At 70.3% G+C, this 15242-nt stretch carries 15 protein-coding genes; 3 read left to right on the top strand and 12 right to left on the bottom strand.

The window, feature by feature from the left end; translation table 11 throughout:
* Positions 1-34 precede the first annotated feature (34 nt).
* Positions 35-1042 (top strand): LacI family DNA-binding transcriptional regulator, encoded by a 1008-nt coding sequence (locus BLU02_RS11795; protein ID WP_060923501.1) that lies wholly within the window; start codon positions 35-37, stop codon positions 1040-1042.
* Between the two features lie 104 nt (positions 1043-1146).
* On the opposite strand, the gene BLU02_RS11790 is transcribed toward BLU02_RS11795, so the two are convergent.
* Both BLU02_RS11790 and BLU02_RS17615 read right to left on the bottom strand, forming a co-directional pair.
* Complete coding sequence (locus tag BLU02_RS11790) at positions 1147-2781, bottom strand: FAD-dependent oxidoreductase (RefSeq protein WP_083370988.1); 1635 nt, start codon at positions 2779-2781, stop codon at positions 1147-1149.
* On the bottom strand, positions 2778-2942 hold the full coding sequence (locus tag BLU02_RS17615; protein WP_167627850.1) for a DUF8730 family Cys-rich protein: 165 nt from the start codon (positions 2940-2942) through the stop codon (positions 2778-2780). Before BLU02_RS17615 ends, BLU02_RS11790 begins: the two co-directional genes overlap by 4 nt.
* A gap of 93 nt (positions 2943-3035) precedes the next feature.
* On the opposite strand from BLU02_RS17615, the gene BLU02_RS11785 reads away from it, so the two are divergent.
* Positions 3036-3302, top strand: coding sequence for a metal-sensitive transcriptional regulator (locus BLU02_RS11785; protein ID WP_025103992.1), 267 nt, complete (start codon positions 3036-3038; stop codon positions 3300-3302).
* A 98-nt stretch (positions 3303-3400) separates the two neighbouring features.
* On the opposite strand, the gene BLU02_RS11780 is transcribed toward BLU02_RS11785, so the two are convergent.
* The 10 genes from BLU02_RS11780 to BLU02_RS11735 form a co-directional block, all read right to left on the bottom strand.
* Positions 3401-4027 carry a superoxide dismutase gene (locus tag BLU02_RS11780; protein ID WP_060923577.1) on the bottom strand — a complete coding sequence of 209 codons (627 nt, stop codon included), beginning with the start codon at positions 4025-4027 and terminating at the stop codon, positions 3401-3403.
* A gap of 22 nt (positions 4028-4049) precedes the next feature.
* The gene (locus BLU02_RS11775) at positions 4050-4586 is read right to left on the bottom strand and encodes a flavin reductase family protein (protein WP_174521465.1); all 537 of its coding nucleotides are present in this window, start codon (positions 4584-4586) and stop codon (positions 4050-4052) included.
* Positions 4583-5932 (bottom strand): FAD-dependent oxidoreductase, encoded by a 1350-nt coding sequence (locus BLU02_RS11770; protein WP_060923578.1) that lies wholly within the window; start codon positions 5930-5932, stop codon positions 4583-4585. The genes BLU02_RS11775 and BLU02_RS11770 overlap by 4 nt, the downstream gene beginning before the upstream one ends.
* Complete coding sequence (gene fdxA, locus BLU02_RS11765) at positions 5929-6255, bottom strand: ferredoxin (protein ID WP_025103996.1); 327 nt, start codon at positions 6253-6255, stop codon at positions 5929-5931. The genes BLU02_RS11770 and fdxA overlap by 4 nt, the downstream gene beginning before the upstream one ends.
* A gap of 155 nt (positions 6256-6410) precedes the next feature.
* Complete coding sequence (locus tag BLU02_RS11760) at positions 6411-8663, bottom strand: exo-beta-d-1,3/1,6-glucosidase (RefSeq protein ID WP_060923416.1); 2253 nt, start codon at positions 8661-8663, stop codon at positions 6411-6413.
* Positions 8663-9811 carry an ABC transporter permease gene (locus BLU02_RS11755; RefSeq protein ID WP_060923415.1) on the bottom strand — a complete coding sequence of 383 codons (1149 nt, stop codon included), beginning with the start codon at positions 9809-9811 and terminating at the stop codon, positions 8663-8665. Before BLU02_RS11755 ends, BLU02_RS11760 begins: the two co-directional genes overlap by 1 nt.
* 1 nt (position 9812) lies before the next feature.
* Positions 9813-10901: an ABC transporter permease gene (locus BLU02_RS11750; protein WP_060923414.1), complete on the bottom strand. Its 1089-nt coding sequence runs from the start codon at positions 10899-10901 to the stop codon at positions 9813-9815.
* The gene (locus tag BLU02_RS11745) at positions 10898-11704 is read right to left on the bottom strand and encodes an ABC transporter ATP-binding protein (RefSeq protein ID WP_060923413.1); all 807 of its coding nucleotides are present in this window, start codon (positions 11702-11704) and stop codon (positions 10898-10900) included. Before BLU02_RS11745 ends, BLU02_RS11750 begins: the two co-directional genes overlap by 4 nt.
* A complete protein-coding gene (locus BLU02_RS11740) occupies positions 11701-12525 on the bottom strand; it encodes an ABC transporter ATP-binding protein (protein ID WP_025104001.1) in 825 nt (274 codons plus the stop codon). The genes BLU02_RS11745 and BLU02_RS11740 overlap by 4 nt, the downstream gene beginning before the upstream one ends.
* Positions 12526-12697: 172 nt before the next feature.
* Positions 12698-14359 (bottom strand): ABC transporter substrate-binding protein, encoded by a 1662-nt coding sequence (locus BLU02_RS11735; protein WP_060923336.1) that lies wholly within the window; start codon positions 14357-14359, stop codon positions 12698-12700.
* Positions 14360-14513: 154 nt separating this feature from the next.
* On the opposite strand from BLU02_RS11735, the gene BLU02_RS11730 reads away from it, so the two are divergent.
* Complete coding sequence (locus tag BLU02_RS11730; protein WP_025104003.1) at positions 14514-15155, top strand: TetR/AcrR family transcriptional regulator; 642 nt, start codon at positions 14514-14516, stop codon at positions 15153-15155.
* The last annotated feature ends 87 nt before the right edge of the window (positions 15156-15242 follow it).

The following is a 15242-nucleotide window of genomic DNA, read 5'->3' as shown; positions in this document are numbered from 1 at the left end:
GTGTCACGGGCGTCTCCGATCCGAAGGACAGACGATGGCGAGCATCGACGAGGTCGCCCGGCTCGCCGGCGTCTCCACCGCGACGGTCTCCCGCGCGCTGAGCGGCCGCGGGCACGTGTCGGAGTCCGCGCGGGAGCGCGTGCAGGCGGCCGCGTCCTCCCTCGGGTACGTCGTGTCCTCCCGCGCCTCGAGCCTGGCGTCGGGGCGCACGCGCAACATCGGGGTCGTCGTGCCGTTCCTCGACCGCTGGTTCTTCAGCACCGTGCTGTCCGGGGTGTCCGCCGCGCTCATGCGCGCCGGCTACGACATCACGCTCTACAACATCACCGCCGACAAGGACGTGCGCCGCCACGTCTTCGACACGTTCCTGCGCCGCCAGCGCGTGGACGCCGTGATCGCCGTGTCCATCGAGCTGGACGAGGACGAGACCCAGCAGCTCCTCGACCTCGGGCTCCCCGTGATCGCGATCGGGGGCCCGAACCCGAAGCTCGACACCCTCACGGTCGACGACGTCGCCGTGGCCCAGCTCGCGACGGAGCACCTGCTCGGGCTCGGACACACGGAGATCGCCCACATCGGCGCGAATCCCGAGTTCGACATCGACTTCCACATCCCCACGAACCGCCGGCTCGGCTTCGAGAGGGCACTGGCGAGGGCCGGCGTCCCCCTGAACCCCGCGTTCCTGGAGCCGGCCGACTTCACGGTCGAGGGCGGCTACCGCGCCGCGAAGCAGCTCCTCGGGCGCCCGGGGCCGCGTCCCACCGCGGTGTTCGCCGCCTCGGACGAGATGGCGATCGGGGCGCTCCTCGCCGCCCGCGACCTCGGCTTCGCGGTGCCGGGCGACCTGTCCATCGTGGGCATCGACGGCCATGAGCTCGGCGAGTTCTTCCGCCTCACCACGGTCGACCAGTTCCCGCTCGGGCAGGGCGAGCGGGCGGCCGATGCGGTCCTCGCGAAGCTCACCGACCCGGAAGCCGTGCGCCCGCCCGCCGCCCTTCCGTACGAGCTCAACGTCCGCGGCACGACCTCCCGGCTCGTCTGAGCCGGGCGGCGTTCACAACTCAGGAGTACGGCGCGCGGAGACCGCGGTTCCGGCCCTGACGGGCGTAGGTGCGCCGGTTCTCCTGAGTTGTGAACGCGTCGAGCTCAGGAGCCTACGGTCGCGTCCCGCCAGGTGCGGTAGCCGCCGTCGAGATTGCGCACCTCGCGCCCGTGCTGCCGCAGCAGCCGGGTGGCGATGTGCCCCCGCAGGCCGACCTGGCAGTGCACCACGAGGGGGCCGTCCGGCAGTTCGTCGAGACGGTCGCGCAACTCGTCCAGCGGGATGTTCCGCGCGCCGGGGATGGCGCCGTTCGCATGCTCGGCCGCGGAGCGGACGTCGATGAGGGTCGATCCCGCCTGCAGGGCGTCGTCGAGCTCGTGCCACTGGACGGTCGGCGTGGTGCCGTTGCGGGTGTTCTCGGCCACATAGCCGAGGATGTTCACGGCGTCCTTCGCGGAGCCGAACTGCGGAGCGTACGCGAGCTCCAGGTGCGCGAGACCGGAGGCGGTGGCGCCCGCCTGCAGCGCCGTCGCGATGACGTCGATCCGCTTGTCCACGCCGTCACGACCCACGATCTGCGCCCCGAGGATGCGGTCGGTGGCAGGGTCGGCGAGGAGCTTCATCGACAGGGTCTCCGCGCCCGGGTAGTAGCCGGCGTGCGATGCCGGGTGCACGTGCACGGCGAAGAACCCGCGGCCCGCGGCACGGAGCTGCTTCTCGCTCCATCCGGTCTTGGCGGCGGCGAGGCCGAACATCTGTACGATGCCGGTGCCGAGGGCGGGGCGCGCCGATGCCTCCCGACCCGCGATGACGTCGGCCACCATGCGGCCGTGGCGGTTGGCGAGACCGGCCATGGTCACGAGCGCCGCACCGCCGCCGATGAGGTCGGCCTTCTCGACGCCGTCGCCGACCGCGAAGACGTCGGGCGCACTGGTGCGGCAGGCCTCGTCGACGGCGATCCCGCCGGTCTCGCCGAGACGGATCCCGGCGGCGCGGGCGAGTCCGACCTCGGGCACGACCCCGGAGGCATCGACGAGGAACTCCGCAGGGAGGGTGGCACCGTCGCTCAGGGTCACGGAATCCGCGGCCGTGGCCACGACCTCGACGCCGAGTCGCACGTCGACCCCGCGGCGCCGGACCTCGGCCGCGAGGGGGGCGGCCATCTCCGGATCCAGCGGGGCCAGCAGCTGGGCACCGCGTTGCACCAGGGTGACCGCGGCGCCCCGGGCGACGAGGTTCTCCACCGCTTCGAGCCCCGTGTATCCGCCGCCCACCACGACCACCGGCAGCCCGGGGCGGAGGGCTGCGTCGATCGCATCGGCATCGGCCACGGTCCGCAGGCTCCGCGCGGGGAGGGCTCCGGTCGGCTCGTCGCCGCGGGGCCGGGCACCGGTGGCGAGCACGAGGCGGTCGTACGGGTGGGTGCTGCGGTGGCAGCTGTCGAGATCGACGACCTCGACCGTCTTGCGCGCGGTGTCGATGCCGACGACGTCGTGACGGACGCGGACGTCGAGCCGGAAGCGGCGGTGCAGCGACTCCGGGGTCTGCAGCAGGAGGGCGTCGCGCTCCTCGATCACGCCGCCCACGTAGTAGGGCAGGCCGCAGTTGGCGTAGGAGACCTCGGGCCCGCGCTCGAAGACGACGATCTGCGCGGACTCATCGAGCCGCCGGAGCCGGGTCGCCGCCGACATGCCGCCGGCGACGCCACCGACGATGACGACGCGGAGCGGCGCGCTCATCGGCCGAACAACCGGGACAGGAGACCGCCCTTGGCCTCGTCCTTCGGGTGGCCCGTGCACCAGTCCGACGCCGGCACGGTGCGGCGGACGGCATCGACGTGCTGGCCGCACCCCGCCCAGGTGGTCTTCCCGCAGGTACGGCAACGGACTGCTCGACACATGTGTTCTCTCCTCACTCGATACCCCGGTGGGTATGCAGATACTATACCCCCGGGGGTATATTGGAGCGCACAGCCGGCCTTCAGGGAGTGACCATGACCACCGTCGACACCGACACGCAGCGCAAGATCGCCAACCGCCTCAAGCGCGCACAGGGACAGCTCGGCGCCGTGATCGCCGCGGTCGAGAGCGGCGGCGACTGCCGGGCCGTCGTCACGCAGCTGGCCGCCGTGACCTCCGCGTTGGACAAGGCCGGGTTCCAGATCATCGCCTCCGCCATGAAGACCTGCCTGGAGGACCCCGCGCAGGACGACGCCGTCCCGCTCCCCGACCTGGAGAAGCTCTTCCTCACCCTCGCCTGAACGCGACCCGGCCCCTTGCGGCCACCCCGGCCCGTTGCGGACGATCGCAACGGGCCGGGGCGCACGCAAGGGGCCGGGTCGGCGAGGGTGGGGTGGGATCAGGGGACGAGGAGACCCGCGGTCGCGGTGCGCGCCGTCTCGAAGCGGCGCTGCACGTCGGGCCAGTTCACGAGGTTCCAGAACGCCTTGACGTAGTCCGCCCGCACGTTGAGGTAGTCGAGGTAGTAGGCGTGCTCCCACACGTCGAGCTGCAGCAGCGGGACGACGCCGAGCGGCGCGTTGCCCTGCTGGTCGAAGAGCTGGAAGATCACCGGGCGTGCGCCCACCGAGTCCCAGGCGAGCACGGCCCAGCCGGAGCCCTGCACGCCGAGGGCCGTCGCGGTGAAGTGCGCGCGGAAGCCGTCGATCGACCCGAACGAGTCCGCGAGGGCCGCCGAGAGCTCGCCCTCCGGAGCCCCGCCGCCCTCGGGCGAGAGGTTCTGCCAGAACACGGAGTGGTTGATGTGGCCGCCGAGGTTGAACGCGAGGTCCTTCTCGAGCTTGTTGACGGCTCCGAGGTCGCCGCTGTCGCGGGCCGCCGCGAGCTGCTCCAGCGCCGTGTTCGCGCCGGTCACGTAGGCCTGGTGGTGCTTGGAGTGGTGCAGCTCCATGATCTTGCCGGAGATGTGCGGCTCCAGCGCCGAGTAGTCGTAGGGCAGCTCGGGGAGCGTGTACGGAGTGGACATGGTGGTTCCTTTCGTGACGGGGTCAGAGGGCGGTGTCGTGGGACAGGGCGTGGAATCGGCGGTCGATGTAGACGAGCGGGCGGGCGGGGCGGCCGGTGAGCACCTCGAGCACCTCGGCGATCACCACGGTCGACGAGCCGACGGGCACGGTCTGGATCGCCCGGCAGCGCAGGGCCACACGGGCCTCGGCCAGGTGCGGCTCGCCGGTCGGCAGCGTCGTCCAGCCCTGCTCGGGCGTGAAGCGCTCGGAACCGCTCACCGCGAAGCTCTGGGCGAGCGCGGAGTGCTCGTCGTCGATGAGGTGCACGACGAAGGTCTCGGCGCCGAGGATGGCCCCGGCGCTTCCGGTCGCCCTGGTCACCGAGAACACGATCGCCGCCGGGTCGACCGCGACCGACGACACGCTCGACGCCGTGAGGCCGACGGGGCCGTCCGGACCCTGCGCCGTGATGATGGCGACACCGGCGGGATGGGTGCGGAACGCCGCCTTGAGTCCCTCCCCGACCGGCGTGGGCACCGGAGCGGCGGGGTGCGGGGTGGTGTGCGGGTCGGGGGTCATCGGGTGCTCTCCTCGAGAGGGATGGGGGTGGGGGTCGCGTGGGCGCGCATGGCCGCGCGGTCGACGAGCTTCGTGCGCTCCCGACCGCGGACGGCTCCGGCGCGGCGCTCGGCCTCCTCGATGCGCAGCCAACCCTCCCAGTCCACCACGCCGGGGAGGTCCAGGGGCGGGTCGCGGTCGATGCGGGCGGACGGCGTCGCGGCGAGGTCCTCCACGAGATGCTGCACGGTCTGCGCGGCGTCGGACTTGGTCGAGCCGATGAGCCCGATCGGCCCGCGCTTGATCCAGCCGGTCGCATAGAGGCCGGGGACGGGCGTGCCGTCGGCATCGAGCACCCGTCCCTCCGCGTTCGGAACGATGCCCCGCGCCGCGTCGAACGGCACGCCGGGCACGGGCGAGGAGAGGTAGCCGATCGCCCGGTAGACGGCGCCGACCTCGTACCGCACGAGCTCGCCGGTGCCGATCATGCGGCCGAGCGGATCGGAGGCCGTGCGCTCGAACTCGATGCCCTCCACACGGTCCGTGCCGAGGACGCGGACGGGTCGATGCCGGAAGTGCAGGTGGATGCGCCGGGAGGCTTCGGTGGACGGACGCTGCGCCCATTCCGTGAGGGTGCGCACGATGATGCGGCGCTGCGAGAACTGCTCCAGCATGCGGGCGGCGTGGTCGTCGAGCTCGAGGTCGGCGGGATCGACGATCACCTCCACGCCGTGCTGCTCCCCGAGCTCGCGCAGCTCCAGAGCGGAGAAGCGCACATCGGCCGGACCGCGACGGGCGAAGAGGTGCACGTCGCGGACCCGGCTCGCGGCGAGCGCGTCGAGGATGTGATCGGGGGTGTCGGTCGATTCCAGCGCCGCGGCGTGCTTCGCGAGGATGCGCGTGACGTCGAGGGCGACGTTGCCCGCGCCGATCACGGCCACGGACTCCGCCTCCAGGCCCCAGCCCCGCGCGACGTCGGGGTGCGCGTCGTACCAGGCCACGAAATCCGCGGCGCCGAACGATCCGGGAAGCTCCGCTCCCGGCACGTCGAACGTCACGTCGCGGTCGGCTCCGGTCGCGATCACGACGCCGTCGTACGCCCGGCGGAGCTCGTCGACCGTCACATCGACGCCGACCTCGACGTTGCCGCGCAGCCGGATGCCGGGCTGGAGGAGCACGTCGTGCAGCGCATCGATGATCTTGCGGATGCGCGGGTGGTCGGGGGCGACGCCGTAGCGGACGAGCCCGTACGGAGCGGGGAGCTTCTCGTACAGGTCGATGGCCGCCTCCGGCACCTGCGCCCGGAGGAGGTCGGCGGCGTAGATGCCTGCGGGTCCCGCGCCGACGATCGCGATGCGCGGGGTCACTCGTGCACCTCCTGCGGCGGGAGCGCGGCGATGAGGGGGTGGTCGTGCCGGATGAGTCCGGTGCGGGCGGCGCCGCCGGGCGAGCCGATCTCGTCGAAGAACTCGACGTTGGCCTTGTAGTAGTCCTGCCACTCGTCTGGGAGGTCGTCCTCGTAGTAGATCGCCTCGACGGGGCACACCGGCTCGCACGCTCCGCAGTCCACGCACTCATCCGGGTGGATGTAGAGCGACCGCTCCCCTTCATAGATGCAGTCGACCGGGCATTCGTCGATGCAGGCCTTGTCCTTGAGGTCGACGCATGGCAGTGCGATCACGTACGTCATCGCGACTTCTTCTCTATCCCACTCACGCCCTCCACCGTAAAACCTCAAGCGCACTTGAGGTCAAATCGAGGCCGAGACCCCGACCTCTCGCCGAGACCCCGCCTCCGCCGCGCGGATACGACGGGGTCTCGGCGGGAAAGCGGGGTCTCGGGGAATCAGGAAGGGGAGATCTCGAAGGAGGCGGGGAGGAGGTGCTGCTCGCGGGAGCTGGGGCCGACGAGGAGGGTGAAGGCGCCCGGCTCCACGGTCCGGACACCGGCGGCGGTCACGATCGTGCAGTCCGCGACGGGGACCTCGATCCGCACGCGCGCGCTCTCCCCCGGCGCGAGGTCGACCTGCCGGAAGGCCTTGAGCTCGCGGTCGGTCCAGCTCACGCTCGTCACCTCGTCCCGCACGTACGCCTGCACGGTCTCGCGGACGGGCCGGTCCCCCGTGTTCGTCACGGTCACGTGCCCCACCACGGTGTCGCCGAGGCGCAGCTCCGTCTGCTCCAGCTCCAGCTCCGCGTACGCCACGGTCGTGTACGACCGGCCCTCGCCGAAGGCCCACGCGGGCGCCTGGGTGAGGTCGGCGTAGCGGTCGCCGTGCTGACCGCGGATCTGGTTGTAATAGGTCGGCTGCTGCCCGACGTGCCGCGCGAACGAGATCGGCAGCCGTCCCGAGGGCTCCACGGCACCCGTGACGATGTCGGCGAGCGCCCGCCCGCCCTGCATGCCCGGGTTGGCGGCCCAGACCACCGCCGCCGCCCGCTGCACCGAGGGCGGGAGCGCGAGGGGCTTGGACGCCAGCAGCACCACGACGACGGGCTTCCCGGTCTCGATGAGAGCGTCGAGCAGGGCGTTCTGGCCGCCGATGAGCTCCAGCGTGGCCGTGGACCGCCCCTCGCCCACGAGCTCGATGCGATCGCCGACCACCGCGACCACGACGTCGGCGGCCTCGGCGGCGGCCACCGCCTCCGCGATGAGCGCAGGATCCGGCGGGCACGGCTGCACCACGGGAGGACGCGGCTGGTTGTCCGGGAAATGCGTGCCGCGGGGGTCGTCGGCGAGCGTGAGGATGTCGGCGCCGCGTGCATGCGTGGCCGTCCACGCGTCCACCGCACGGAGGCCGTCGAGCACGGTCGTGATCATCTCGCGGGGCTGTCCGTCGAGCCAGCCCGCCTGGCCCGAACCGCCGGCCCAGTCGCCGAGCTGCGTCTGCGCGTCGTCCGCGAGCGGCCCGGTCACCGCCACCCGCAGGGGTGCCGCGGCATCCAGCGGCAGCACGCCGTCGTTCTCGAGCAGCACGAGGGAACGGCGCGCGATCTCGAGGTTGAGGTCCGCGTGCGCGGCGCTGCCGACCACGGCGGACACGTCGTCGCGGGGCAGCCGCGGGTCTTCGAAGAGTCCGAGCTCGAACTTCAGCGTGAGGATGCGGGAGACCGCGTCGTCGAAGGCGTCCTCCGGCAGCAGCCCCCGGGCGACCGCGTCCAGCGCCCCCTCGAAGAATCCTGGCGTGGTCATCACCATGTCGTTCCCGGCGCGCACGGCCGCGGCCGCGGCATGGGTGAGGTCGGGCTGCACCCGCTGCTCCCACACCATCCGACCCACGTTGTCCCAGTCGGTGATGAGGGTGCCGGTGTAGCCCCACTCGCCGCGGAGCACGTCGCTGAGCAGCCACTCGTTCAGCGTGATCGGCACCCCGTCGGTCGTCTGGTAGCCGAGCATGAACGTCCGGCAGCCCTCGCGGGCGACCCGCTCGAACGGCGGCAGGAACCAGGAGCGCAGCTTGCGCGGGGAGATGTCCGCCTCGCTCGCGTCGCGGCCGCCCTGCGTCTCCGAGTAGCCGGCGAAGTGCTTGGCCGTCGCGAGGATCGCGGTCGGGTCGTCGAGGCCGTCGCCCTGGTAGCCGCGCACCATGGCCGAAGCCAGCTCCCCGATGAGGAACGGGTCCTCGCCGAACGTCTCCCCGACCCGCCCCCAGCGCAGGTCGCGGGCGATGCACAGCACCGGCGAGAACGTCCAGTGGATGCCGGTCACGGCGACCTCCTCGGCCGTCGCCCGCGCCACGCGCTCGACGAGCGCCGGGTCCCAGGACGCCGCCATGCCGAGCTGCGTGGGGTAGATCGTGCCTCCGGGCCAGAACGAGTGGCCGTGGATGCAGTCCTCGCCCACGAGCAGCGGGATGCCGAGCCGGGTCTGCGCGACCAGGGCGGCGGCCCGCCGCAGACGCTCGTCCGAGGCGTGCAGGATCGATCCCGCGTGCCGCCGGAGGACGTGGTCGTCGATGTCGTCGCGGGCGTCGAGCTGGAGCATCTGCCCGACCTTCTCCTCCACCGTCATCCGGCTGAGGAGGTCGGCCACGCGTTCGCGGATCGAGAGAGCGGGGTCCTGGTACGGGAGCTGCGTGGTCAGAGTCTGAGAGGTCATCACTTCGTGTTCTGGTTCGTGTGCGGTGTCGCGGTGTTCGAGGAGTCGGTGGCGCCGGAAGCGGCAGGCGAAGTCGCCGACGATACGGGATCGGGGCTCTTCTCCGGCAGGGGCACGCTGCGGACGACCGTGACGGCGTCGTTCACGTTCAGCCCCTTCTTCTTCATCGCCCTGGCCCGCTCACCGGCCGAGCGCAGTCGCGGGTTGACGTACTCGTCGATGCCGAAGTTGATGAGCGATAGCGCGACGCCGATGATCGCGATGCACAGCCCTGCCGGCACGTACCACCACCACAGCCGCGGGAAGGCGCCGTTCTGCTGCGCCCAGAACAGGATCGTCCCCCAGTTGAGGTTGCTGACCGGGATCACCCCGATGAAGGCAAGGGTCGTGAGGCCGAGGATGGCCGCGGTCACGGTGCCGACGAAGCTCGACGCGATGAGCGCCATGAGGTTCGGGAGCATCTCGACCGTGATGATGCGGCGCAGCGGCTCGCCGTTCGCGCGCGCGGCCTGGATGAAGTCGCGGTTGCGCAGCGACATGGTCTGCGCGCGCAGCACGCGGGCGCCCCACGCCCACCCGGTGATCCCGAGCACCGCGGCGATCACGATCAGCGGTGGGTTCTCGAACTGCGAGGCGATGATGATGATCAGCGGGATGCCGGGGATCACCAGGAACACGTTGGTCAGCGCCGACAGCGACTCGCTCTTCCAGCCGCGCACGTAGCCGGCGATCACACCGATCGTGATCGCGATGATCGTGGCGATGAACGCCGCGAGGAAGCCGACGACGATCACGCCGCGGGTGCCGTAGATGATCTGGCTCAGCACGTCTTCGCCCATGTGCGTCGTGCCCAGCCAGTGCTCCCAGGAGGGCGGCTGACGCAGCGCCGTGCGGTCCTTCTGGGTCGGCCCGTACGGGGCGATCCACGGGGCGAAGATCGCGATGAGCACGAACGCACCGAGGATGAGGAGCCCGGCGATCGACTTGGGGTTGCGGAACATCGCGAACGCCTGCGCGAGCTGCGACCAGAAGGTCGTGCGCGGCGGCGCTCCCGCCGGCGGGGTGCGCAGCGTGGCGGTCTCGGGCATGCCGGAGACGACGGCCGATCCGTCCGGCGCCGTGTTCGCTGCGGTGGTGGGAACGGTCATGTCAGGACTCCATCTGGCGCGTGCGCGGGTCGAGGTAGGCGTAGACGACATCGGCGAGGATGTTGGCCACGAGCACCGACAGCGTGATCACGAGGAACACGCCCTGCATGAGGGCGAAGTCCTTGGCGTTGGTCGCGTCGAGCAGCAGCTTGCCGACACCCGGATAGCTGAAGACCATCTCCATCACGATCGTGCCGCCGACGATGAAGCCGATCGACAGCGCGAAGCTCTGGATCTGCGGCAGCACCGCGTTGCGGGCGGCATAGCCCCAGAGCACCCGCTTGTTGGGCATGCCCTTCGCCTGCGCGACCGTGATGTAGTCGTCGTCGAGCACCGTCAGCATCATGTTGCGCATGCCGAGCACCCACCCGCCGAGCGAGGCGACCACGATGGTCAGTGCCGGGAGCGTGCCGTGCATGATGACCTGACCGATGAAGTCGAGACTCCATTCCGGCGACTGCCCCTTGTCGTAGGCATGCGAGGACGGGAACCACTTCAGGGTCGAGGAGAAGATCGCGATCGCGATGAGCCCGAGCCAGAAGTACGGGATCGTGTTGAAGAAGGTCGTCACCGGGATGATCGCGTCGAGCTTGCTGCCGCGCTTCCACCCCACGACGGCTCCGAGCAGCGTGCCGATCGCGAAGGAGATGATGGTCGCGATGCCGACCAGCCCGAGCGTCCAGGGCAGGGCGGCGGCGAGCACCTCGGCGACCGGCCGCAGACCGTGCAGGGTCGAGATGCCGAGGTCGCCGCGCAGCAGCATCCCCCAGTATTCGAGGTACTGCTGCCAGATGGACTTGTCGGTGTCGATACCGAGCAGCACTCGCAGGGCCTCTGCCGCCTCGGGGCTCACGGTGCGGTTGCGCGCGAGGTACGAGCTGACCGCGTCGCCCTTCATGAGGCGGGGCAGGAAGAAGTTGATCGTGATCGCCGCCCACAGTGTGAACAGGTAGAACGCCGCGCGACCGGCGAAGAAGCGCCACGGCACCGGCCGCCTGGTGCGCTCCGCCGTGGTCGCCGTGGTGCCGACCTCGAGGGCATCGCGGGCGACGAGGTCGTCGTCGTCGAGTTGGGGGAATGCGGTGCTCACAGCGCGCCTCCGTTCGATGCCGCCGCAGCGAAGTGCTTCTCCGGATCGGGAGAGGCCGCGCGCAGCTCGCGGGTGTACGGATCCTGCGGGTTGAGGATCACATCGTCGGCGGTGCCGTACTCGACCACGCACCCCTGGTTGAGGACCATGATCTCGTCGCTGAAGTGTCGGGCGGTCGCCAAATCGTGCGTGATGTAGAGCACTCCGAGTCCCTCTTCACGCTGCAGGTCGGCGAGCAGGTTCAGCACGCCGAGCCGGATGGAGACGTCGAGCATCGACACCGGCTCGTCGGCGACAAGGAGCGAGGGACGCGAGGCCAGGGCGCGGGCGATGGCTACACGCTGCCGTTGTCCGCCCGACAGCTCGTGGGGGCGGCGGTCGATCACCGCGTCCGCATCGAGGCGCACCCGGTCGAGGAGCCGACGCACCTCGTTCTCGGTCTCCTTCTTCGGCACCACGTCGTCGAGGCGGATGGGACGCTCCAGGTGGTAGCGGATCGAGTGGTACGGGTTGAGCGAGGCGAACGGGTCCTGGAACACCATCCGCAGCTGCTGGCGGTAGGTCCGCAGGCCCCTGCCGCGGCGCGGGATGGGCTTGCCGTCGAGCAGCACCTCGCCGCTGGTCGGGGTCTCGAGCTGGGTGAGGATCTTCGCGATCGTGGACTTGCCGCTGCCGGACTGGCCGACCAGGCCGATCGTCTGGCCGGACGTCAGGGTGAAGCTCACATCGTCGAGGGCTTTGATCTGCCCGGCGCCGCGGACGTTGTACGCCTTCGTGACGTGGCGGAACTCGAGGGTGGTCATCGCACCAGCACCCCTCTCTCCCCGGTGAGCCGGGGGAACGACGACAGCAGGGTCTTCGTGTACTCGTGCTCCGGCTGCGTCCAGATGCGCTCTGCCGTATCGAGCTCGATGATCTCTCCTTCGCGCATGATCGCGATCCGGTCGCTGATCTCCAGCAGGAGCGGCAGGTCGTGGGTGATGAAGATCACCGAGAAGCCGAACTCGTGGCGCAGCTGGGAGATCTGCTTGAGGATCTCCCGCTGCACCAGTACGTCGAGCGCGGTCGTCGGCTCGTCCATGACCATCAGCTGCGGACGCAGCGCCAGGGCCATGGCGATCATGACGCGCTGACGCATGCCGCCGGAGAGCTCGTGCGGGAAGGAGCGCACCCGCTGACGGCCGACCTTGACGATCTCGAGCAGTTCCTCGGCCTCGGCACGCCGCTGCCTGCGGTTCATGTCGGGGCGGTGGATCTCGAACACGTCCTCCAGCTGCGAGCCGATCGTCGCCACGGGGTTGAGGGCGTTCATCGCGCCCTGGAACACCATCGACACCTTGTCCCAGCGGAATCGCTGCATCGCGTCGACGTCCAGAGCGTTGATGTCGATGTCGATGCCGGTCGCGTCGTGGAACGTCACGCTGCCGCCGGTGATGACGGCCGGAGCGCGCAGCAGGCGCTGCACGCCGTAGGCCAGCGTGGTCTTGCCGCACCCGCTCTCCCCGGCGAGGCCGAGGATCTCGCCGCGCTGCAGTTCGAGGGTCACGTTCTTCACCGCCTCGACGGGCGGATCGACGTCGTACACGACGGAGAAGTCGCGCACGGTGAGCAGGGGATCTGGCATGGGGTGTCCTTTGTGGGGGGCGGGCCCTTCGACAGGCTCAGGGACCCAGAAGTGGAGGCCCTTCGACAGGCTCAGGGACCCAGAGGGGTGGCCCTTCGACAGGCTCAGGGACCCAGAAGGGTGGCTGAGCCTGTCGAAGTCCCGGCCGTGGGTGGCTGAGCCTGTCGAAGTCCTACTCGGCGGGCTTCAGCTTCGTGAGGATCTGCACGATGTTCGGCTGCGTCGGGTCGGCGGACGCGTAGGTGTCGGTCTCCGACGGCCAGCCGACGTAGTTTCGCGTGTTGAACTCGCCCAGCAGCGGGTGGGCGCCCAGCGGGATGGCCGGCACCTGCTCCGAGAAGATCGTCTGCAGCGTATCGATCGCGGTGGTGCGCTCCTCGTCGGACGAGGCGTTGGCGTAGGTGTTCAGCGCGGCGGTCGCCTCCGGGTCGTCGAAGCGGCCGAAGTTGAAGCCGGCCTTGCCCTCGGGCGAGATCCAGCGCGGATCCATGGTCGAGGTGTACAGGCCGTACGCCGTGCCGCTGTCCTCCAGCCAGTGGATGATCGCGGAGAACGTGCCGTTGTCGCGGGGATCGGCCCAGCCGCCCCAGTCCGGCATATCGATCTTGACCTCGGCGCCGATGCCGTCCTTCACGTCCTCGGCGATGAGCTCCTGCGCCGTGTTCCAGTCGCTCCAGCCGGAGGGGACGGAGAGCGTGAACGAGACGGGCGTGCCGTCGGGGTCGATCAGGGCGTCGTCCTTCCAGGTGTACCCGGCGGTCTCCAGCAGATCACGCGCCTTCTCGGCGTCGACCGTGTAGTCGACGCCCTGGAACTCCGGCTGGATCTCGTCTTCGAGAATCGACGACAGCCCCGTGACCGACCAGACCGGCTCGCTAGCACCCTCGCGCGCGATGTCGACATAGGCGTCGCGGTCGATCACCCAGGCGAGCGCCTGACGGAAGGCGGGGTCGTCGAACGGCTTCTGCTGCAGGTTCATGAACAGCGTGGCGGAGCCGGTGGTCGGGGAGGCGAGGAACTTGTTGTGCTCGGGGTCGGCCGAGAGGAACTGCTCCTCGATCTGCGGGATGAACGCCTGCGCCCAGTCGGCGTCGCCGTTCGCGAGGGCCGTGGTGAGGGCGGTGTTGTCGCCGTACGAGACGTAGTGCAGCTCCGGCACGGCGAGGTCGCCGCCCCAGTAGTCGTCGCGTGCGTCGAGCGTGACCGACTCGGTCGACCAGTTCGCCATCGCGTAGGGGCCGGTGCCGACGAGGTCGTCGCCCTTGACGGGGTCGGTGGCCGGGTCGTCGAAGTTCTCCCAGATGTGCTTGGGGACGATCGGCACGTGCAGCACGCGGGCCTGGTTCACGTACTTGGAGTCACCGAAGCTCAGCACGACCTTGTCGCCGTCGACCTCGGCACCCTCGAACTTGAGGCCGGCGGTGTCGAGGGCGGGGATCGAGGCGGTCTCGAAGGAGAAGACGATGTCGTCGGCCGTGAACGGCTCGCCGTCGCTCCAGGTCACGTCCGCGCGGGGGACGACGGTGAGCTGCGTGTAGTCGTCGTTCCACTCGAGGCTCTCGGCGAGCCACGGCGTCACACCGCGGTCACCCGTCTGGTTCACCAGGGCCAGAGTCTCGAACACCACCTTGGCGTAGCCGTACTTCGACGCCGCGGAGTCGCCGACGAACGGGTTGTTCGACTCGGTGCTGATCGCGCCGTCGGGCTTCGCGATGGTGAGGGAGGCGGAACCGGCGCCGTCGCCGGAACCACCGCCCGCCGAGCATCCGGCGAGCGCCGAGACGCCGAGGACGGCGACCGCGCTGGCGGCGATCAGGGTTTTCGTGAGCTTCATTGCTTCTCCTTGGGCACGGGTCCTTGTGCGGCGTCGCGGCCGAGGGATCACCACCGGCCGCCGCTTTTGCTTACTGTCGAGAAAGTAAGCTGTGGAGAGGTTACCGAGGAGTAAGTTGGTTGGCAAGCAGAGCGGGATGAGGGGAGGTGGGCTCATGACGGACGACGTGCACGCGGTGCGGGTGCGCCCGGCGACGCGGGAGAAGCGCGAGCAGATCCTCAAGGCGGCCGTGGAGATCTTCGGCAACAAGGGCTCCACGAACGGCACACTCGCCGACGTCGCCGAGCAGGTCGGCATCACCCATGCGGGCGTGCTGCATCACTTCGGCTCGAAGCAGAAGCTCCTCCTCGAGGTGCTCGCCTACCGCGATCAGGCTGACGTCGCCGACCTCGCCGAGAAGCACATCCCCGACGGACCGGAGCTGTTCCTCCACCTCGTCCGCACGGCGTTCGCCAACGAGAAGCGGCCGGGCATCGTGCAGGCCTACACGGTGCTCTCCTCCGAGTCGGTGACCGACGACCACCCCGGTCGCGAATACTTCGAGGAGCGCTATACGACCCTGCGCCGGGAGGTGACGGCGGCGTTCGGGGAACTCTGCGCCCAGGAGGGTGTGACCGAACCCGCGACCATCGCCGCCGCTTCGGCCGCCATCCTCGCCGTGATGGACGGCCTGCAGCTCCAGTGGCTCCTGCATCCCGAGGTGATCGGACTCGGCGAGACGAGCGAGTTCGCGATCCAGGCGATCGTGAACGCGGTGCTGCGTCCCGGACCCGAACTGCCGACCTACGTGCACTGACCCTGCCGAGACCCCACGTTCCCGTCGAGACCCCGCCTTCCCGGCGCGGCGAAGCGGGGGTCTCGGCGGAACGCCGGGGTCTCGGCG

The organism is Microbacterium paraoxydans, from assembly GCF_900105335.1.
Lineage (GTDB): Bacteria > Actinomycetota > Actinomycetes > Actinomycetales > Microbacteriaceae > Microbacterium > Microbacterium paraoxydans.
This window is presented reverse-complemented; position numbering and strand designations above follow the sequence as displayed.